Source organism: Exiguobacterium sp. U13-1 (genome assembly GCF_001750115.1).
Classification (GTDB): Bacteria; Bacillota; Bacilli; order Exiguobacteriales; family Exiguobacteriaceae; genus Exiguobacterium_A; species Exiguobacterium_A acetylicum.
This window is the reverse complement of sequence record NZ_CP015731.1, coordinates 3,137,463-3,158,213: the sequence shown is the minus strand read 5'-3', so window position 1 is coordinate 3,158,213 and position 20,751 is coordinate 3,137,463. Positions and strand designations below refer to the sequence as shown.

Here is a 20,751-nt window from a genome sequence, read left to right as displayed (position 1 = left end):
GCCATGTCTATGATTAAACTCGACCATGTCACGAAACGCTTCGACATGGTCACGACTACGAAAGAAAAATTCAAGCTCTTGTTCAAGAATCAAAGCAAGAGCGTTAAAACATTCACTGCACTACGGGATGTCTCGCTCGAAATCGGCTCAGGTGAAGTCGTCGGACTCGTCGGTATCAATGGATCCGGTAAATCGACGTTATCGAACTTGATCTCAGGTATCATCTATGCAAACGAAGGAGACGTCGCGATCAATGGTGAAGTTGCGATCATCGCTGTCTCGCAAGGGTTGAAGAACGTCCTGACAGGACGGGAGAACATTCGCTTGAAGTGTCTCATGCTCGGGATGGACGATGCGGAAATCGAGCGCCGGATGCCTGGCATCATCGATTTCGCGGATATCGGTGACTTCATCGATCAGCCGATCAAGAAGTACTCAAGTGGGATGAAGTCGCGTCTCGGCTTCGCGATCGCAGTTAATGTCGACGCCGACATCCTGATCGTCGATGAAGCGTTATCGGTCGGGGACCAAACCTTTTATAACCGTTGTATCGATAAGATGAACGAATTCAAGGATGAAGGGAAGACCATCATCTTCGTCAGTCACTCGCTCTCGCAAATCAAGAGCTTCTGTGAGCGGGTCGTCTGGCTCGAGTACGGTCAAGTACGTCTCGACGGAACGACGAAGGATGTCTTACCGGAGTATAAGAAGTTCCTCGCAGAGTATAAGAAGTGGTCGAAAGAGGAACAGCATCAATATCGACGCGATCGCTTGAAAGAACAAGCAGCAAATGCGCGATCGGGTAAAGAAAACACGGACTCAGAGGATACAGTCAAACATCCAGGGTGGATTTTATCAGGTCTTGGGTTACTCGTCCTTGCAGCCGGGAGTTTGATGGTCATCGATGAGACGCCGTCTTTGACGAATCTCAGTGATGCAATCTTGAATTTCTTTTAACGTTAAGCCAGGTGCATGCGCATCTGGTTTTTTTATGCTGTAAAGTAGGATTCTTACGTCAGTGTAGAGAAAATGAGTAACGAGAGAGAAGTAAAATCGGAAGAGCTGAGCATCCATACAAAAAAAGGAGTCGAGGACTCCGTTTGCATCAGGTTTGTGAGCGATCCATATAGGTTTTGACGTGTGGAGCTTCATACGTCGCGAAGCGTTCAAGAAGACGATCAGGATCTGACTCGACGATCAGCATCGCACGGTGTTCCGGAATCAGGAATCCTTGACGTTCCATCGTGTCAAATAGGGCGATCAAGGGATCATAGTATCCTTCGATATTGAGTACACCACACGGTTTTTCGTGTAGACCGAGTTGCGCCCACGTGAAGACTTCAAAAAACTCCTCCATCGTACCGGGACCACCAGGGAGAATGATGAAGCCGTCAGCGAGTTCTGACATCTTCGCTTTTCGCTCGTGCATCGAGTGAACGAGATGTAATTCAGTCAGTCCGGGGTGGGCAAGTTCCTTTTCTTGTAGAAAATGAGGCAAGACACCGATTGCCTGACCTTGAGCAGCAAGCGTAGCGTCCGCGACAGCCCCCATCGTTCCAACACGGGAACCACCGTATACGAGTCCGATGCCGTGCGTAGCGAGCGCTTGACCAAGCTTACCCGCTGTCTCGCGAAAGACTGGGCTAGCACCATCTTTGGAACCACAAAATACAGCAAGTCTATTCATGAAACAGAACCTCCTTCGTTATCTTCACCATAGCATATTCGGTGATCGGACGGCAGAGTAGACCAGAAAGGAGATCGATATGCGACCACGTACGATTGTTTGGCTCGTCCTAATTATCGCAGCAATCAATTTAGGGCTTGGGATATGGATGCCGGATACGTCGACTCGAACGACAATTAGTTCAATACTACTAGGTGTGATTGTCGTCCTCGGTATCTTTTACGTCATTGCGTTACGACAATCCTCAAAATAAAGAGAGCTCGTTTGACTCGTAGGAGTTGGACGGGCTCTCTTTATGTCTGTTACGGAATTTCATTATGATGGAATATTCAAAAAAATCTATTTTCATACACAAGTTCGACATATTGATGGATGATTTGTAAGAAAAACACAGGAATCAGGACATATGACTCGAGTCAAAAGTAATAGAAAGTGAAAATAATGTGTAAAATACCATAATTATTCGTATTCGAATATTCAGAGGGGGTCTAAGGTTATATGATGTTGTTACGAAGCCATACGAAAAATAATAGGAGGTAATTTAAATGAACTTGAAAAAGAAATTAGGTTTAGCGATTGCAGCTTTATCATTATCTGTTACTGTTGGTGCTGGCGTTGCTAGTCAGCTTGAAACTAATGTAGCGATTAAAGGATTGCCACTCGAGTATTCAGAAAAAACAGACCTAGCGATCAAAGGATTACCACTTGAGTATGCTCCAGCTTTCGATGTAGCGATTAAAGGATTGCCTTTAGAATATTCACAAAAAACAGATGTGGCTATTGATGGAATTCCACTTGAGTACGCAGTAAAACGAGCTTAATTGAAATTCATACATTGATACAGCTATTTGGCTAGATATTCTTCTTTCATCGTTGTGATAATTTTTTGATACTCTTTCATTCCTAATAATTCAAACAAAAAATATGATTTATCAAAAGTTCTAATGATTTCTTGTGATGGAGCACCTAATTTATCTAAACAAGCAGCTCTTTGAGAGTATAATTGTCCGAGTAACGACATATCTTTAAATTTTAAGCTTGTTTCAATTGCTTCATCAATTATAGTAAGTGCTCGATTATGTTTTTGGAATTCTAAAAGAATCTTTGAAAAATTATACGAAATTCTAATTCGATCGACGATTAAATCATCATTGTCAAAGTTGAGATTTAATATTTCTTCATAAACATTGATACTATATTGAAAACTTCTATTTTCAGAATATAGATTCGCAATCGCAGATTTAATTCGAATTAGCATATTTGGTGAATAAAATGAAGTGGAGTATTCATTAGATAGATTTTGAAGTTCTACTATACATGTACGGTAATCGATTTTTCCTAGACGATACGAGCAAATGAAGAAGTAATATTTATACAATAATGAATGTTCAAATGAAGTATTAGCATTAGATAGTGCGACTTTACTTTGTTTATAAATGCCTTCAAAGTCCTGATTTCTAAATTTATAAAGTAATTCTTCGTCAATCGTTCGTAAATTCGTTTGTTGATTTGTAGGGTCTAAGAACGCTGATAATGGAACTTGTAATCGCTTTGATAAAGCATACAGCAATTCGACTGTCGGTGAATGTGTGCCACTCTCAATCTTACTGATCTCTGCTTGACTGCAAATTCCGTTTGCTAAATCTTTTTGGGTCAGATTGTGTTTCTTCCGCAATCGGCGTAATGCTAAGCCGATTTGCGGTGACATGAATTGATCCATCGGCTCCTCGTCCTTTCGTGGAGATTGAACTGGTATAGGGTACCAACTTCTATTATAGAAGCGAACCAGACGAGATACTACTGATTTACTTGATTTCGTATCAATGTTTCAACGACCATCACACTTGATTCAGAAAGGGGTACATCCATGACACTCATCTTAAAAGAAACGCGACGTAACATGACTTCTTGCGCTTGGTGTCTCAATCCTGCTACCGTCTCCGTCGCCCCCCTCGCTCATCGGGAAATGGACCGGACTGCTACGAAACCTAAGGCAAACGTTAAATCGGCTTAATCCACACAAAAGGACTTCATTCGGCTATTGGAATGAAGCCCTTTTTTCAATCATTTGATGAGAAAGGAGAGAGGACATGATCGGATTATCGCTTTTATCGGAACAAGACGGCTGGCTGCAACGTTCTCTACCATCGATTGATCTGCAGACGTTTTGTGAGACGCACCGTATTTCGCTCGACGCGTTTGATTACGACACACATACGTTCCATGATTTACTCGATTATATGGATTTTCAAGAGTATGAGCACTATGTCTTCGTCCTCCAAGGGGAAGGGGAACGAACGTTACGACTCGTCGCGTATTTGCAACACGAGATGTTGCACGTCCAGTTCCACTTGATTCGCCCAAATGGAGAAGTCCTGTTCGGACAACCTGATTTCCTGAATGGTCTCTTTTTACCGCAGGAAGACATGCCGGCTTCTGCATCCGTTCCAGCGGTCCATCATGCGCTTCTCTCATTGATGACAGGTGTGTACCCAGCATCGGTGCCGCACCATCCGCAACCGTTACGTCACGTCTACATCGAGGACAGCTCATTACTGGAGAAGATTCCGGCAAGCAATTTCCATGCGATGACGATCAACAGTGTCATCTATTTTGATCACCCGATGCGTCACGATCTACCGATCATTGAACTGATGAGCCGGACACCGATTCTGTTGACGTTTTCCGATTGTCTTTCGCCCTCGCTTGATTCGCAGTTGACGGTCTTATCGCGTGATGCGCTAGCAGAGCGATTAGTGGACTGGCAACAAACGGGACGGATTCAAAATGATCAATCGATGGGGATCCTCGATTATGCGACGTTAAGTGGATTACGCGTCTCGCATCGACTGTTCTTCTTTGTGGACGGGATTTACGCTGATCGACAGAAGACGATTCAGTTGAGTGCAGACCTATCTGTTGATATTGAATCTTTCCGGGAGTGGCAACCTCAACCTGACGCGCTTGCATCACAAACTGAACTAGAGCTGTTTCCGTTGCTGTACCAACTAACCGGAACGTTTCAGGGAACGAGTCGTTTCATCACACCGTACTCTGATCTCGAATTACCTCGGACATCCGGACGGATCGGACCGTTGACGTTAATCGGCATTCAAAACGAGGAAGGTTGTTTTGCGTTCGACCGGACGACGTTGCGTCTATTTGAGACGAACGAAGCATTCCTCTGGATTCTCGAAGCGGATCAAAAGGAACAGTTCGACGTATTACCGGAGCGGCTCGGCGCAGATTATGCAGAAGCGATTCAGCACTACAAGGAGTTGATGTATCATGGGTGATGTCTTATTTGGTCCATTCTTGCGTAAAGGGAGCTACTCGCGCGTCGAGGTGCTGAATCATGTTCAGGCAGATGAACGATTTGGTCAACTGTATCAAGAAGCGCAACAGTTAAATGAGGTCGATGAGCTGATGCTGTATCGGCGTTATTTACGAAAAGGGGAGCGAATCCTGTTTCATGGAACGTTTGATCCGTCACTCTTCAACCTCTTGTCGGATGAAGGATATGATCTTTATCTGATCGAACCGGAAGCTGCACGGACGAAACAGATTGCGGAGAAGTATCAGCATAAGATTTACGGGTGGAGTCATGACGTGACGGACGTCGTCGGTCCTGAGTACTTTGACCGGATCATCTTACCGGGAACGACGATTTTACGTTATACGCGTGGGGAGCTGCTGTTGTTCTTCCGAAACATCCGTCAATTGTTACGACCAAGTGGACGACTTCTCGTATCCTTGTATCGTGTCGACCATCTAAAATCGATGGCGCATCCGATTGCGACACGACGTTTTCAAAAGACGTTGCTATTTTATGGCTATCAAGTCGATGGCGAACGTTTATTGTTCAACGCCTACCTCAAATCGGAGAATGAGGAAAAGGTCAGTTATGCGATTGAATATTTGTACGAACCGAAGACGCTGTTTGAATTTGCGACGCTATCGCACTATCAGGGACAATTTCTGTATGAAGGAAACACGATGCTGGTGTTGGAGTTCGAGAAACAGTAGTCAAACAATATAATATAACGATACAATTAAAAATATATGTAATATACTGGTTTGAATAGGTCTAAAGGCTGGGTAATGTGATACAGTAGTTTCCTTTTCACGATTCGAAGTACATCATGAGAAAGAGGAGCCGGACACATCATGGAAAATCAGAGCGGAAGTACCTTTCAGCAAAGCTGTTTATCGTTCATTGAGACCTTGTTTCCAGATGAATCTTTTCACTTCTTAGAAGAATCGAAAGCAACGGACGCCTTTGGTCATCCCGGTCGACAATTGTTCTTCTCTTCATCTGCCCGTACTCTGAAATTCAGTGTACTCGAGCAGGCGCACCAGCGCTACACACGTGTATTCGTATCCGAGAAAACAAGTGAAAATGCGTTTTTTCGTCAACTATTAGAAGCGACATATGAAGACGGACAATTGTACATCGACCATATTGTCCAAACAGAATAAGAAAAAGGGATCAAAATCAGCTGATTTTGATCCCTTTTTACGCCTCGATGGAGGAAAGCCCTCGTTTTAATGCCTGATCAATGGACGTTGCCATCTCATCTCGGACGTTCGCTGAGACGAGGCGACCATCAAAATAGATTTCCTTTGACAGACTGAGGTGAACGAGTAAGTCTTCGAGAATGAGTTTCAGATCAAGCGGTTGTGATGGTTCAAGCGCTTGTTGCATGAATTCATTCAACGAAGGATGCTGTACATACTTCGGATCGATGAGATCAATGACCGTCGTGTCTAAAGCAAGAGCCAATCGTTCTAGGACTTGAGGAGAGGGCATGCGCTGACCACGTTCGTAAGCGGAGATGTCCGTTGCTGTTTCTCCACATCGTTCAGCTAAAAACTTTTGAGTATACTTGTGTTGTTTGCGCAATTGCATGATTTTTTTACCTAGTGCACGGTTCATGGCACTCCACTCCTATTCTGCAGGTCATCGTGTATAGTACTAATTAACCACTTTCATTATAAAAGAAACCTGTGAAATGTAAAATATCGTTTTTCAAGGAAACTAAAAAATTAATTTGGGTTAAACTAGAAATTGAATTTTAGAAAGAATCCGCCAATTTTTTGAGGTCCATGCTATTCTAAAGTGATATTAAAAAAGGAGTGTCTTCATGAAAAAAATCACGTGGTCCGGCTACGTCGTCCTGACCGTTCTATTGATCCTTTTTATCTCGAGTTCGATGCCGTATCAGGCACAATCCATCAAGCCGGGGTTATCTCGATACATCCCGTTAGGATTCGTCGATCATCTGCGTTTCATCTCCTTTTCCTATCATGGAGAAGTTAGTGTTGCAGCACTCGGACGAAGTGGCTTCATTGAATTTTTCATCCGAAAAGCAGCCCACGTCTCGACGTTTCTCGTATTAGGCATCGGATTGATCGATTTAACACGCCGTCGCCTGACACCAGGACTTGCGGTCCTGTTCGCCTATTCGTTAGCAATCATGGTCGCTGTCTTTGATGAGTTCCATCAAATCTTGACAGGGGGCCGGACGGGACTCATCCAAGATGTTTTACTCGATGGAGCTGGTGCTTTGATTGGAATCGGATGTTATGTACTCATCTATAGGAAAAAAGTATGACGTTAAGCAGGAAGTGTCTCCTTCCAGCAAGAAAAGAACAGGCATCATTTTCAACGAAGGAGACTGCCCTATGAAGACTTCCCATTTGTTGATGACGAGCGTCGGTCGACGGACGAAGCTGGTCGAGTATTTCGTCCGTGAGATGCCGGACGGTCACGTCAGTACTGCGGATTGTAGTTCACTCGCACCGGGTCTTTATATGACAGAACGCCATCATCTCGTTCCCTGCATCGATGCACCGGATTATATCGATCATTTGCTGGAGTTGTGTCAGCGCGAACAGGTGACGGCGCTATTGTCATTGATTGATCCTGAACTGGAATTGCTCGCAGCGGCGACGGAACGGTTTGAAGCCATCGGTGTCACAGTCCTCGTCTCACCGATGGATGCCTGTCGTCTCTGTTTCGACAAGTACGCGATGTATACGTATTGTGTCGCGGAAGGGATTGCGCATGCGCGGACATACGTGACGCTCGAAGCATTCCGGAGCGCACTTGCGCAAGGGGAGGTACAGTTCCCGGTCTTCGTCAAACCACGCAATGGGAGTGCCAGTCTCCATGTCCAGGCGGTCTCCTCCCTCGAAGTCGTTGAAGGACTGTTTGCCGTCCATCCGGATTTATTGATTCAAGAATACTTAAGAGGACAAGAACTCGGTGTCGATGTCTATGTCGACTGGTTGACGCATGAAGTGACCGATATCTTCATCAAGGAGAAACTCGTCATGCGTGCAGGGGAAACGGATAAGAGTCGCTCCGTTAAACGCGACGATGTCTTTGAACTGGTCGAGCAGGTCTTACGTGGAACCGGTCTCGTCGGACCGCTTGATTTCGATCTGTTCGATGTGGACGGAACGCTCTATCTATCGGAAATCAATCCGCGATTCGGTGGGGGATATCCACATGCGTATGAATGCGGCGTTAATTTTCCGAAAGCGATCCGAAACAATCTGCAGGGAAGACGTAATCCCCGACGCATCGGGGCATATGCGGAAGACATCTATCTATTGAAGCACGACACGGTGACGCTGTTGCCTGCAGCTTTGCTTGAGCAAATCAAAAAACCATAAGCGCACGAAAAAGGAGTGACTCGGTAGTGATACCGGGTCACTCCTTTTAGGTAGAAGAGCAGAATCAAGAAAGAGAGACGCGTGCACGCTTGAGGCATTGCACGGCGGAGGTCCAGCTACCGAAGAGAGCGTTGATCGTCGAGGTACTCGGAACCGAGCGACCTTCTGCCCATTTCCGGTAATGAATGATACTGAGGGAAGGTAATTCTTCTTGTGCCTGCCGCAGTGCTTCAAGGACATCTTCTTCGACCCATTTCCGGCGAGGCGGTGCGATGTCGAGGCAAGCGAGGGCATCTGCCCATGAACCGTATTTACGGGCAATCGTCGCGACTGTCGGATGACCATTTTCCTGTGCCCAAATCGCATACGTCTGTGTCGTCAGACGGGGAAGGACATCAGAAGCTTCGAGTAAGGCGGTGATGATCCGTTCTTCCGTCATCGAGATGGAGCGTGTCATCTCGATTTGTGCTTCTTCGAGTGCACGTGACCAAGAACCGAAACGTAAGTTGATCAATGTCAAGGAGGGTCCATGTTTCGCCTTTGCCCATTCTCGGTAGCTGTTGCTATGGAAAGGGTGTAAGCGTGTCGATGCTTCCTTGATGAAAGCAAGGATCTCTTCATCTGAAAAGTAAGGACGGATCGATGAGAGACCGGCTGCTTGGAGTGCTTCACGCCAAGAACCAAATACATTGATGATCGTCGTGATCGACGGAATGTCTTTTCCGATCGACCAACGCGCATACGTCTTTGCGTCGAGAGCGGGATATTCGATACTAGCTTCGATCAGGCTATCGATGACTTGTTGTTCTGTCCATTTCTTCATGATGTCATACCCCTTTCATGTAGGTGCTCTAGGTGTGGGTACTGTCGTGAGGTGGAAGTCGACGAAGCGACGTATAAGCGAGAAGACTGAGCCAAATGAAATAAAAACCACTCGGTCTGATGAGAATGCTTTCCGTGAATTGGAGCAATCCAAGCCAGCTAGCAAGCAACAGTGCGAGAAATGCGAGATCCGTTGTCTGAATCCGAAACAGTCGATAGAACAGATACAGAAAGACTGCACCGTACAGCAGACAACCGATAAGTCCGAATTCATAAAGATAGGTGATCGGTGTGCTGTGGAACGTATAAAGAACTTGTTCGTTCAGTTGCTCTTGCAGTCCGCGCGGGGCACTTCCGATCCCGTGTCCGAACCAGATTGAATCAGCGGAAGCGCGCCATCCGGCTTGCCAGAGCGTAAATCGTCCGTTGAGACTGAGCAAATGGGGAAGCAGTCCTTGAAACGCAAAGACAGCTAGGAGAATCAAGCTGCCCGTTACGTAACACGCCGTCACCTGCAACCGCCGTCTCGTTCCCGGAACCATTCGAATACTTGTCAGCAGAGCAAGGAGGAGAAAAGAATAGATTCCTGTCTGCGAACCGCTTCTGAGTAACGCGATGATGATGAGCAAGAGAAGGACCGCGTGCAGAAAGCTTTGCCGACGCGGGAACTGTCTGAGCAGGTAGAACCAAGCAAACAGTCCTCCTGGAACAAGCCACGCTGCAAACGTATTCGGATTGTTCATCAGACCAGCGAGGCGAAGGAATGAACCTTGTTCCCCGACGTACAACTGAGGAAACGACAAAGGACCGATTCGAAGCCATTGCAGGTTTTCGACCGGAACATACTCTGAACCAAATGAGACGATGAGGGCATAGGAAGCGAGAAAGACGGCTTGTCCGTAAAGAAAGTAACATAGAAGACGATGCCATTGGTCAATCGATGTACGCGAGAGCGAAGAAACGCTGCCAACGAAAAGCCAAGTCGAGATGAGGTAAAGCGAAGCAAGAATACGATCCGTATTCGTGTTAAAGAAGAAAAAAACGATATGAAATGTCAGATAAATCAGAAAAATAATTACAATTTGATGCCCAGTCGCTCGGTTGGCGCGATAGAACGGTCGTAAGATGAGCCAACAGACGCTGAACAGAACGATGTAGACCGGAAGCAACCAAAGAGACCACTGTTTCGGCAACACTTCGTCCGTGAAGGATAAGGGACGAATCCAAGCATCGAGCATGATCCAAAAGACTAGGATGGATAAGGCAAACGATGTGGGTATATTGGCTGATTTTAACATGATTTCTAAAGACTATCCACCCTTCATATAGGACTTATTACCGATTTGAGCACTTTTTAATCATCAAATTGGTATTTACCCTTATCTTTCAAAACATCATGCAGATAAATGAAAAAATATTAAGGAAAACGTGATCATTTTTTCGTGAATCGCGTTTTTTTCGTGATATGAATTCATGCGGTGAACTAGTGTCACGCAAGCGAGATAGCTACCGAAAAAAATATAATCATTTCCACCAAGCTCTAATTGTTTTGGGAGTCGATTGGAAATAAGGTGTAGACATAACCAATGTCCATCCATTCGGTCAAACCAGAAAGAGGTGAACAACAGTGAGCTCGATGCATCAAAGAAAAACCTTCGGAGATCATTTGACGACACTCCGACGCGGCTGGTGGCTACTCGCACTCTTCATGATTCTCTTTGCGGGAGCCGGATATGCGCTTAGCACGTATGTCATCCCGAAGACATACGAGGCGACGGCCTACATTCTTGTCGTTCCTCAAGCGAACGCAGAGGCGACATCTACGCCGACACTCGTCAGTACCTATCAAGATATCCTACGAAGCCCAGAGGTCGTCGATCAGGTCGCCCAAAAGATGAACGTCACCGACAAGCGGTTATTCGATTTGACGGATCGTCTGACAGTCTCGAGCAATCTCGATTCGCAAGTCATCGCCTTATCCGTCACGGATCGTTCGGCGGAGCAGGCAGCCATCCAGGCGAATACGATGACGGAAGTCTTCCAGGATTATCTCCCACAACTGATCAACACGAGTAAGACGGAAGTGTTCTCGAGCGCACGGATTCCAACGAAACCCGTGTCACCGAACATTCTAATGAATACAGGCATCGGTGGCGTTCTTGGTCTGATGCTCGGACTCCTGATCGTCTATTCTCGCTCGTTAAGCAAAAAGGAAGCGACACGCGAATCCACTGATAGTTATCCGAAAGCGATTCCCCGCAGTCATTCATGAGAGAGGAGAGGAGACACCGTCATGCAGCATTCCCCGCTCACCCCGTATCGTCGACAGTTGAAGATCGGACTCCTTCGCCTAATCGACGCTGGAATCATCGCACTCGCGACTGTCGTTACGTTCTACTTCTTTAATCCGCTCCATCTCACCGTCAACTTCGAGTTGCAGGACGCACTCGAAATCGCCCTCATCCAGTGGGTCGCTCTTACATTCGTCGCACACTGGATGCGCTTCTATCAAATCATCTGGCGTTACGCGAGCCTTCGTGATCTTGCCGTCTTACTCGTCGTCGTCCTCGCTAGCAGCTTCGTTTTACTGGGTCTCGAATACGCCTTGTTCGACTTTGCGGTCGAACGAGCGATCTTCCTGCAAACAGGACTCGTCCTAAACGGTCTCTTATTCGTCCGGTTGTTGATTCGTGGACGTAGCCTTCGTCTCGTTCCTGACAATAAGACGCTCGGCAAACGAACGCTGATCATCGGTGCCGGTGCTTCCGGTCAGATGATCACAAAAGAGCTGAAGCAAAAGAAGTCGCACATCTTAAACGTCGTCGGATTACTTGACGATTCGCTCGAACTACGCGGGATGCGGGTTCACGGTGTTCCCGTCATCGGAGCGATCGACCAGCTCGAATGCATCATCGAGGAACAAAAGATTGAAGCAGTCGTCCTCGCGATTCCATCGTTACCGTATCCGCAACGGATAGAATTGCTGAACCGGATCAAACAAACCCAAGTCGAAGCGCATACGTTACCAATGCTCGTCGAACTGGCATCCGGAAAAGTCTCGATCAAACAGATCCGTGAAGTCTCGATTGCTGATTTACTGGGTCGGGAACCGGTCGAACTCGATATTACGGAAATCGAACGAAGCGTTCATGGCTCGACCGTCCTCGTCACCGGTGCCGGTGGTTCGATTGGTTCCGAGATTTGTCGGCAACTGATTCGTTTCCGTCCCGAACGGCTCATTCTTCTCGGGCACGGCGAAAACAGCATCTACCTGATTCGTCGGGAGCTCGAGTGTCTCAGTCGGGACATCCAGTTCGAATCCGTCATCGCCGATGTTCAGGACAGTGATCGGATGCTTGAAGTCATGCGACGGTTTGAACCGGATCTCGTCTATCACGCAGCAGCCCATAAGCATGTACCACTGATGGAGGATAATCCGAGTGAAGCCGTCAAGAACAACATCTACGGCACACGCAACGTCGCTCGAGCGGCGGAAGCAGCTGGTGTCAAACGCTTCGTCATGATTTCGACCGATAAGGCCGTCAACCCGACGAGTGTGATGGGGGCAACGAAACGAATCGCTGAGATGGTCATCCAGCAGATGGCACGTAACAGCGAGACGACGTTCGCCGTCGTCCGGTTCGGAAACGTCCTCGGGAGCCGTGGTTCCGTCATTCCACTGTTTAAGGAACAAATCGCCAAAGGCGGACCGATCACGATCACCGATTCCCGGATGACGCGGTACTTCATGACAATTCCGGAAGCGAGTCGACTCGTCATTCAAGCGAGTGTCCTCGCGAAAGGTGGCGAAGTCTTCGTCCTTGATATGGGTGAACCAGTCCACATCACGACACTGGCGAAGAACTTGATTCACTTGAGTGGCTTCACGGAAGAGCAGATCCCGATCGTCTACAGCGGCATTCGAAAGGGTGAGAAACTCTACGAGGAATTGCTCGCTCGCGATGAAGTCCATGACGAGCTCGTCTTCGACAAGATCCTCGTCGGGAAGACACGACCTTTTGGATCCGTCGACCCGTACTTGCGTGAGATCGCCCAAGCGCTCGGTCAGGACGAAGCACTCCGCCAGTATTTGTTAGACGTCACGAACGAAACCGATACCGACCCGGTCGCACCAACGATACGGATCGCTCGCAAATAGAGAGGAGGGGAAACGATGAAAACGGCCCGGCTGTCCCGCTTCAATCTCATCTTCATTGCCGATACGGCGTACTCGCTCCATCAATGGATGATTTTGACGCTCCTGATCAAATGGAGCACACCGCTCAACATCGGTTACTTCAACTATGCCCTTGCCATCACCGCACCGATCGTCATGTTCTGTTGGCTGAACGCCAGTACGATCCTGACGGCAGAACGGGCTGGCCTGACGAACTTCTGGCTCTTCATCAAGACTCGTTTTTCACTCCTCTCGGCAGGTGTGTTCGTGTTACTCGGTGTCTATTATTTCTTCGGTGAAGCGGACATCTTACTCCTGACATTACTCGTCTACCTGAATAAGTACATGGAGTCGTTCGCCGATCTCGCCTATGGTTTCCTGCAAGGACACACTGCCTTCAAGGAAGTCGCGGTCTCGAAGATCTTCCGTAGTCTCTTGAACGTCTCAGGCGCAGCACTCGTCCTCTTTACGACCCATTCGATTCACGGATTCGTGCTCGCCTTGATTGCTGGGAACTTGATCATGCTACTCGCATACGACTTACCGACGATTCGCCGGGTCGGTCGTGGCTTTGACAATCAATCGCTCGACTTACGATATCGGTCAGGCAAGGAGCTGTTCCTCAAAGCGATGCCACTCGGATTCGTCGCACTCCTGATCGCCTTGAACGCGAACATTCCGCGGTTGTTCGTCGGTCACGCAATCGGGACGGAAGAGCTCGGTTATTACGCCAGCATCGCCTATCTACTCGTACTCGGTAGTCTGTTCATCCACTCCTTGATCGCCGTCTTGCTACCGAACTTCTCGTCTGAGACGGGCGAACGCCAAAGTTTACCGGAACTGCGCAAGCTGACCCGCTCGATGTTACTGATGACGAACATCGTCGGCATCCTGTTGATTGTCGGAGCGATCTTCTTCGGCAAGTGGGGCTTGACGATTTTCTACAACGCATCGTTCGTTCAATACCATCTGATTTTCGTCTTGATGATGGTCGCCTCACTCTTTTTCTACAACTCGACCGTCATTCAGGCACTCTTGACCGGCTTCCAGCAGTTCCGGATCCAGACAATCTCGATCTTCGGCAGTGTCGTCGTCAACCTGATTGCCTGTAGCTTGTTGATTCCGCTGTACGGTCTATACGGTGCAACGATCGCTTACACCCTTTGCGCTGTCACTCAGATCGTCCTATTGTTACCGGCACTGTATCGGTCCTTATATCCACGGGACGTCACGCTCGTCGTCGAACAAAGCAGCTGAGGAGGGAAGAAGATGCGACCAATCCTACTACTCATCGTCATCGAAGCGCTCGTTTGTCAATTCGCCCGGTCGCTCTTCCCGGACACCTACGTGACCGCCTTGCTGCTCATCAACTCGGTGTTGTTTCTTTATTACTTGCTTCGTCAAGCAGAGACGACGCCACTCTTTCTCGTTTTCATCACCGCTTTCTTCGTCCGATTGGTCCTGATGTTCATCGATCTCGAGCTGTTCCGTTTACCGCCACACAGTGGTGACGACACGGAAGCCTTTCATCTCGAAGGTGTCCAAATCTTCACTGATCCGTCGACCTTCAATGATGTCGTTCGTGGCACCTATTCCAAGTTTCTCGGAATCTTCTACCTGATGTTCGGTCCAGAACGGATCCTCGCTCAGTTCTTGAACGTCATTCTCGGTGTCGTCGCTGTCATCATCCTAGCGAAGACGCTGCAACGGTTACGCTTACCGGAACGATACGTGTTCGCAGCAACACTGATCTTCGCGTTCTTCCCGCAAGGATTGTTACTCTCACCGATTCTCTTGCGTGACCAGATCGTCGCCCTTGGCATCGTCTATACACTCTACTACATGGTGCGCTGGACGGAAGACAAGTCCGGATGGTATATGACGCTCGCGTATCTCGGCTACTTCGTTAGTACGATGTTCCACTCCGGTCTTGCTGTCGGGATCATCGTCTTACTCGTCTATTTCTCGTTTTATAGCCATGAGACACGACGAATGGACTTTGAACCGACGAAGGTGCAGCGACTGATCTTTCAAGTACTGATCGTTGGCTTCATCGTCTACAGCTTCCAGGACGTCTTGTTCGCGAAGTTCACCCACGTCTCAGAAAACGGACAGTTGTTCAGCGGGATGAGTTACGACCGTGGCGGCTCCGCTTATCTGAACGGATTGACGGTCACAGGTCCAGCTGACATGATTCTCTACTCACCGATTCGGATGATTTACTTCCTGTTCTCACCGTTCCCGTGGCAATGGTCGAGCGTCATGAACATTCTGATTTTCTTCCTTGACGCCATCTTCTACTTCATCGCCTGTTTTGCGATTGTCCGTTTCTTTAAACTGATCCGTCAGCATCCATTCGGCAGCGTTCTCTTGTTCTTTTTCCTTCTCTTTGCGCTTAACGCCGTCATCTTCGGTCTAGGAACCGGCAATGTCGGAACGGCCATCCGACACCGGTATAAGTTGTTCCCGATGTTACTCATCGTCTACACATCCGTTCACTACATGCGCTGGCAAGCGCGCCACTACTTCGAGGAGGTCGAACACCGTGCCGAATAAAACGATCTTAATTACAGGTATCGCAGGCTTCATTGGATTTCACGCCGCACGTCGTTTCATCCGGGAGGGTTACCGGGTCATCGGACTCGATGAAGTGAACGACTATTACGACCCGACGTTAAAAGAAGCCCGGCTCGCTGAACTCGGAACGAACTACACGTTTTACCGGGTCTCACTCGAAGAGACGGCAGCCGTCGCGCGGATCTTCGAACAGGAATCAATCGATCTCGTTCTCCATCTGGCAGCCCAAGCAGGGGTACGGTATAGCATCGATCGACCGGACGTCTACATGACGTCAAACATCGTCGGCTTTCTCTCGATTCTTGAGGCGTGTCGGCATCACCCAGTCGAACAACTGATTTACGCTTCCTCCAGTTCCGTCTACGGATCGAATACGAAGATGCCGTTCGCGACGACGGATGCCGTTGATCATCCGCTAAGTCTTTACGCCGCTTCAAAGAAAGCAAACGAACTGATGGCACACACCTACAGTAGCCTCTACGGCATCAAGACGACCGGACTTCGTTTCTTCAGTGTCTACGGTCCGTGGGGACGCCCGGATATGGCACTGTTCAAGTTCACAGAGGCGATCGCAAAAGGCGAACCGATTGATCTCTACAACTACGGCGAGATGGGACGGGACTTCACTTACGTCGACGACATCATCGAAAGCATCTACCGCCTGTTCCAGACTGAACCGGAGGTCGACGCGACGTTCGATGCTTCAAACCCGTTACCGGATCGGAGCAACGTTCCGTACCGCGTCTACAACATCGGCAGTCACAGCCCGATTCGACTGAACGAATTTGTTGCCTTGATCGAACGGCGCCTCGGTAAGACGGCAATTAAACAGGGGATGCCGCTTCAACCAGGCGACGTTCCAGAAAGCTTTGCTGACGTTTCCTCACTGTTCGAGACGATCGGCTATCGACCACAGACGACGGTCGAAGCCGGTGTCAACGCATTCATCGATTGGTACGAGAGTCACTACTTGCTGAAGGAGGAAATCCAAGATGGCGCTTAAAGAGGAATTCTACTACCGCTCTCCGATCTTCATCCAAAATTGGCTGACATCGTTATACGGTCGCAAGTTGATGCAAGAACGGTACGGTCCCTTCTATGAACAGAAGATGAAGGAGCTCCGGATGAAGGATCGGACGCAGGATTATAAAGCGGAACAACTCGATCGCCTGAATGCCTTTCTAGCCTTCGTCGTGACGCATACACCGTACTACACGCAACTCTTTCACGAACATGACATCCAGTTACCGTTGACATCACTCGAGCAGCTGAAGAAAATCCCAATCCTTGAAAAAGAGACGCTTCGCCAAAATAACGATGCGTTCATGTCCCGCGTCGATGCGCCGGTCCGAGGGCGGACGGGCGGAACGAGCGGAAAGTCGCTCCAAGTCGCGTTCATGCGCGAGGATGTCCAGGAACGGATGGCGCATCTCGACTACTTCAAGGAACGTCATGGCTTTCACGCCGGTATGCGGCGGGCGAGCTTCACCGGTCGGACGTTGACAGCTGTCGATCAAAAGAAACCAATTTTCTGGCGGATGAACCGGCCACTCAATCAGTTGCTCGTCTCAATCTTTCACATGAAGGAAGAGAACTTTCCAGCTTATATCGAGGAGCTGAATCGATTCCAGCCACAGGCACTTGACGGCACACCGACAGCGATGGTCGAAATCGCCCGCTATATGCTGAAGCATCACATTCGACTGGATATCCCACTGATCGCCATCTTCCCGACATCGGAAACGGTGACGGAGGAGATGCGCTCGGTTCTCGAGGAAGCCTTCAACGCACCGGTCTTCGATCAATACGGTTCCTCTGAAGGCGCGCCAATCATCTCAGAATGTAGTCATCGAAAACTTCATCTCCATCATGAGACGGGCATCATCGAACCGTATGGAGAGGACGGTGAAGTCGTCGTCACGTGTTTTACGACACGCGGGACACCGCTGATTCGTTACCGGATCGGTGACCGGATGACGCTCAGTGACGAGACATGTAGCTGTGGCTTAAACGGACCTGTCATCGCTTCAATCGATGGACGAGGAACGAGTTATATCGTCAGCGAAAAGCGGGGCAAGGTGTTTGAAGGGGACATTACAACGATTGCCCGTGAACTGCCGAATTCGGTCTTACGACTCCAAGTCGAGCAGCATACGATTGACCATGTGACACTCCGGTATATTCCAGATGCAAAACGTTTCCATCCGAAACACGAACAGATCCTTTTGAACGAGATGCGCAAGTTGCTCGGCTCCGAGATGAAGATTGTTCTTGAACCAGTCGAACAAGTCAAACAGGAACCAAACGGAAAAACGTTGATCGTCAAACAGTCGATGAAATAGGAGGAATCCACTATGAACAAGGCAGTCAAACACATCGTAGATACGACAGCAGCCCAAACCGGTGCACTTCCCATTGCCAACCGTTCGATTGCCGTCGTCGGACTCGGATACGTTGGACTTCCCGTCGCCGTCGCCTTTGGCGAAAAAACAGACGTCGTCGGCTTTGACATCAAAGAACAACGCGTTCAAGAACTGCAAGAAGGCATCGACGCAACACTCGAACTGAGTCCGTTCACGTTGAAGAATGCAACGGTCGACTACGTCTCGGATCCAGCAGCACTGCAAGCAAGCGACTTCATCATCATCGCTGTTCCAACACCAATCAATGCGCAGAATCAACCAGACTTAACGCCACTCTTACGGGCGTCCCATCTCGTCGGTCGCCAGCTCAATAAAGGCGACATCGTCGTCTACGAGTCGACGGTCTACCCAGGGGCGACGGAAGAAGATTGTATCCCGGTTCTTGAAGAAGCATCTGGCTTACGCGCTGGCGTCGACTTCTTCGTCGGCTACTCCCCGGAGCGGATCAACCCGGGCGACCACGAGCACACATTCAAGACAATCAAAAAAATCGTCTCTGCTCAGGATGAACAGACACTCGACATCGTCGCAGAAGTCTACGAAGCGGTCGTCGAAGCTGGTGTCCACCGTGCTTCATCGATCAAGGTCGCGGAAGCGGCAAAAATCATCGAGAACACACAACGTGATCTCAACATCGCCTTGATGAACGAACTAGCAATCATCTTTGACCGGATGGACATTGATACGCTCGAAGTCCTCGAAGCAGCCGGAACGAAATGGAACTTCCTTCCGTTCCGTCCAGGTCTTGTCGGTGGTCACTGTATCGGCGTCGATCCATTCTATCTAACGATGAAAGCGGAGTCGCTCGGCTATCATCCGGAAGTCATCCTCGCTGGTCGCCGGATCAACGATACGATGGGACGCTTCATCGCAACGGCGCTCGTCAAGAACTTGATTAAACAAAATATGCCGGTCCTCGGCGCTCGCGTCACGATCCTCGGCTTATCATTCAAGGAGAACGTCAGCGATATCCGTAACTCGAAAGTCGCGAACCTCGTCCGTGAAATCGAAGAGTTCGGAATCGACGTCCAGGTGACGGACCGACTCGTCGAAAAAAGTGAGGCGAAACGCGAGTACGGCATCGACTTACTCGAAATGAGCGAACTCAAACCAGCCGACGTCGTCATCTTCGCTGTCTCACACGAAGAATATGTCGAAGGTGGTTGGAATTTAGCACAACATCTACTCAAAGTCGGACGCGGCATCGTCGTCGACATCAAAGGGATGTTGCCACGGTCAGAACAGCCAGAGGGGGTCCACGTATGGCGCCTCTAAAAATCCTTCAAGTCTGTGCCCTTGATACGACGGCAGAGACGATGTTGCAGCCGCTCTTACTCGCTTTGCAAAACGCTGGGCACGACGTCGGTATCGCCTGTGCCGACACCGGTGCCTCGGCAAAACTCGCAGCCAAAGGATTCCGGATGCATGACATTCCGATCGAGCGCCGGATCGACTGGACGAGTAACTGGCGGACAATCCGAGAAATCACGCGAATCTTGAAGGAGGACGGCTACGACGCTGTCCATGTCCACACACCGGTCGCCGCCGCCCTCGGACGCGTTGCCGCGAAACGGGCCGGAACGAAGCATATCGTCTATACGGCACACGGCTTTTACTTCCACGAGAAGATGGGGCGGATGACGTACCAGCTGACATACTCCGTCGAAAAGTGGCTAGCACGTTTCGCAACCGACTACCTGCTCCTCCAAAGCGAGGAAGATTATCAACTCGCTCAGCGCAAACGCTTTAAAGCGAACACGCGCCTGATGCACCTTGGAAATGGGATCGACTTGACCCGCTTCTATCCACGCCCGCGCGAAGCCGGGGCACCGTTTACTTTCCTCTTCATCGGTCGGATCGTCGAAGAGAAGGGGATTCTCGAACTGCTCGATGCATTCGAGGATGTCGTCTATCGTCACCCGGAAGCTCGCCTCGTCATTGCGGGTGAGATGATGGCGAGCGAGCGCGATCAAACGACGAAACACTTATTCTTACGGCGGATTCGCGAGATTCCAAACGTCGACTACCTCGGATTCGTCGAAGATGTGCCCACCTTGTTCCAACAAGTCGATGCCTTCGTCTTACCATCACATCGCGAAGGCGTACCACGATCAATCATCGAAGCGATGGCGAGTGCAAAGCCCGTCATTGCGACAAACATCCGCGGCTGCCGCGAAGAGGTCGTCGAGGGAAAGACGGGTTATCTCGTCGAAGTCCGCGACATTGCGAAACTCGCCAAACGAATGAACACACTCGTCGAACATCCAGACCGTGCCAACGAGATGGGACGGAACGGATTTGACCGTGCTATGAAACATTTCAACGAAGCCGACGTCATCAAACGACAACTTGATCTCTTTTCAGCTATGTAAAAGGAGGACGTC

At 49.0% G+C, this 20,751-nt stretch carries 22 protein-coding genes; 17 read left to right on the top strand and 5 right to left on the bottom strand.

Annotated elements, in window-relative coordinates:
• Nucleotides 1–3: 3 nt before the first annotated feature.
• Complete coding sequence (locus ESP131_RS16260) at nt 4–957, top strand: ABC transporter ATP-binding protein (RefSeq protein ID WP_052169441.1); 954 nt, start codon at nt 4–6, stop codon at nt 955–957.
• Between the two features lie 148 nt (nt 958–1,105).
• Here ESP131_RS16260 and ESP131_RS16255 read toward each other — a convergent pair whose 3' ends face one another.
• Nucleotides 1,106–1,687, bottom strand: coding sequence for an LOG family protein (locus tag ESP131_RS16255; protein ID WP_047392871.1), 582 nt, complete (start codon nt 1,685–1,687; stop codon nt 1,106–1,108).
• A 79-nt stretch (nt 1,688–1,766) separates the two neighbouring features.
• Here ESP131_RS16255 and ESP131_RS16830 point away from each other — a divergent pair, with 79 nt between their 5' ends.
• Together ESP131_RS16830 and ESP131_RS16250 are read left to right on the top strand one after the other, a co-directional pair.
• Nucleotides 1,767–1,940 (top strand): hypothetical protein, encoded by a 174-nt coding sequence (locus ESP131_RS16830; protein ID WP_023469413.1) that lies wholly within the window; start codon nt 1,767–1,769, stop codon nt 1,938–1,940.
• Between the two features lie 292 nt (nt 1,941–2,232).
• The gene (locus ESP131_RS16250; protein WP_047392874.1) at nt 2,233–2,508 is read left to right on the top strand and encodes a hypothetical protein; all 276 of its coding nucleotides are present in this window, start codon (nt 2,233–2,235) and stop codon (nt 2,506–2,508) included.
• Between the two features lie 23 nt (nt 2,509–2,531).
• Here the strand turns inward: ESP131_RS16250 and ESP131_RS16245 are convergent, their stop codons facing one another.
• Nucleotides 2,532–3,407 carry a helix-turn-helix domain-containing protein gene (locus ESP131_RS16245; protein ID WP_047392878.1) on the bottom strand — a complete coding sequence of 292 codons (876 nt, stop codon included), beginning with the start codon at nt 3,405–3,407 and terminating at the stop codon, nt 2,532–2,534.
• 147 nt (nt 3,408–3,554) lie between these two features.
• Here ESP131_RS16245 and ESP131_RS16715 point away from each other — a divergent pair, with 147 nt between their 5' ends.
• The 4 genes from ESP131_RS16715 to ESP131_RS16230 all read left to right on the top strand — a co-directional run bounded on the left by ESP131_RS16715 (nt 3,555) and on the right by ESP131_RS16230 (nt 6,166).
• Nucleotides 3,555–3,701, top strand: a complete 147-nt coding sequence (locus tag ESP131_RS16715) for a hypothetical protein (protein ID WP_156323178.1) — start codon at nt 3,555–3,557, stop codon at nt 3,699–3,701.
• Nucleotides 3,702–3,777: 76 nt separating this feature from the next.
• Nucleotides 3,778–4,983 (top strand): hypothetical protein, encoded by a 1,206-nt coding sequence (locus ESP131_RS16240; RefSeq protein WP_069940982.1) that lies wholly within the window; start codon nt 3,778–3,780, stop codon nt 4,981–4,983.
• Nucleotides 4,976–5,713: a class I SAM-dependent methyltransferase gene (locus ESP131_RS16235; protein WP_069940981.1), complete on the top strand. Its 738-nt coding sequence runs from the start codon at nt 4,976–4,978 to the stop codon at nt 5,711–5,713. The genes ESP131_RS16240 and ESP131_RS16235 overlap by 8 nt, the downstream gene beginning before the upstream one ends.
• Nucleotides 5,714–5,854: 141 nt before the next feature.
• Nucleotides 5,855–6,166: a hypothetical protein gene (locus ESP131_RS16230; protein ID WP_029342641.1), complete on the top strand. Its 312-nt coding sequence runs from the start codon at nt 5,855–5,857 to the stop codon at nt 6,164–6,166.
• 37 nt (nt 6,167–6,203) lie between these two features.
• On the opposite strand, the gene ESP131_RS16225 is transcribed toward ESP131_RS16230, so the two are convergent.
• Nucleotides 6,204–6,623 carry a helix-turn-helix domain-containing protein gene (locus tag ESP131_RS16225; protein WP_029342640.1) on the bottom strand — a complete coding sequence of 140 codons (420 nt, stop codon included), beginning with the start codon at nt 6,621–6,623 and terminating at the stop codon, nt 6,204–6,206.
• Between the two features lie 208 nt (nt 6,624–6,831).
• Between ESP131_RS16225 and ESP131_RS16220 the strand changes: the two genes are divergently transcribed.
• Nucleotides 6,832–7,302: a VanZ family protein gene (locus ESP131_RS16220; protein WP_029342639.1), complete on the top strand. Its 471-nt coding sequence runs from the start codon at nt 6,832–6,834 to the stop codon at nt 7,300–7,302.
• 70 nt (nt 7,303–7,372) lie between these two features.
• The gene (locus tag ESP131_RS16215) at nt 7,373–8,368 is read left to right on the top strand and encodes an ATP-grasp domain-containing protein (protein WP_047392890.1); all 996 of its coding nucleotides are present in this window, start codon (nt 7,373–7,375) and stop codon (nt 8,366–8,368) included.
• 64 nt (nt 8,369–8,432) lie between these two features.
• Here ESP131_RS16215 and ESP131_RS16210 read toward each other — a convergent pair whose 3' ends face one another.
• Together ESP131_RS16210 and ESP131_RS16205 are read right to left on the bottom strand one after the other, a co-directional pair.
• Nucleotides 8,433–9,191 (bottom strand): homing endonuclease associated repeat-containing protein, encoded by a 759-nt coding sequence (locus ESP131_RS16210; RefSeq protein WP_029342637.1) that lies wholly within the window; start codon nt 9,189–9,191, stop codon nt 8,433–8,435.
• 28 nt (nt 9,192–9,219) lie between these two features.
• A complete protein-coding gene (locus ESP131_RS16205) occupies nt 9,220–10,488 on the bottom strand; it encodes an O-antigen ligase family protein (protein ID WP_069940980.1) in 1,269 nt (422 codons plus the stop codon).
• 338 nt (nt 10,489–10,826) lie between these two features.
• Here ESP131_RS16205 and ESP131_RS16200 point away from each other — a divergent pair, with 338 nt between their 5' ends.
• Genes ESP131_RS16200 through ESP131_RS16165 form a run of 8 tightly spaced genes read left to right on the top strand, consistent with a single transcriptional unit; the run spans nt 10,827 to nt 20,739 of the window.
• Entirely contained in the window at nt 10,827–11,462 is a 636-nt protein-coding gene (locus ESP131_RS16200) for a YveK family protein (protein WP_231681773.1), read from the top strand.
• Between the two features lie 21 nt (nt 11,463–11,483).
• On the top strand, nt 11,484–13,349 hold the full coding sequence (locus ESP131_RS16195) for a polysaccharide biosynthesis protein (protein WP_069940979.1): 1,866 nt from the start codon (nt 11,484–11,486) through the stop codon (nt 13,347–13,349).
• Nucleotides 13,350–13,364: 15 nt separating this feature from the next.
• Complete coding sequence (locus ESP131_RS16190; protein ID WP_069940978.1) at nt 13,365–14,624, top strand: oligosaccharide flippase family protein; 1,260 nt, start codon at nt 13,365–13,367, stop codon at nt 14,622–14,624.
• 12 nt (nt 14,625–14,636) lie between these two features.
• Nucleotides 14,637–15,923, top strand: coding sequence for a glycosyltransferase family 39 protein (locus ESP131_RS16185; RefSeq protein WP_029342632.1), 1,287 nt, complete (start codon nt 14,637–14,639; stop codon nt 15,921–15,923).
• Nucleotides 15,913–16,947 (top strand): NAD-dependent epimerase, encoded by a 1,035-nt coding sequence (locus tag ESP131_RS16180; RefSeq protein WP_047392904.1) that lies wholly within the window; start codon nt 15,913–15,915, stop codon nt 16,945–16,947. The genes ESP131_RS16185 and ESP131_RS16180 overlap by 11 nt, the downstream gene beginning before the upstream one ends.
• A complete protein-coding gene (locus tag ESP131_RS16175) occupies nt 16,937–18,286 on the top strand; it encodes a phenylacetate--CoA ligase family protein (RefSeq protein WP_029342630.1) in 1,350 nt (449 codons plus the stop codon). The genes ESP131_RS16180 and ESP131_RS16175 overlap by 11 nt, the downstream gene beginning before the upstream one ends.
• 12 nt (nt 18,287–18,298) lie before the next feature.
• Nucleotides 18,299–19,642: a nucleotide sugar dehydrogenase gene (locus tag ESP131_RS16170; protein ID WP_069940977.1), complete on the top strand. Its 1,344-nt coding sequence runs from the start codon at nt 18,299–18,301 to the stop codon at nt 19,640–19,642.
• Nucleotides 19,630–20,739, top strand: coding sequence for a glycosyltransferase family 4 protein (locus ESP131_RS16165; protein WP_069940976.1), 1,110 nt, complete (start codon nt 19,630–19,632; stop codon nt 20,737–20,739). Before ESP131_RS16170 ends, ESP131_RS16165 begins: the two co-directional genes overlap by 13 nt.
• Nucleotides 20,740–20,751 lie beyond the last annotated feature (12 nt).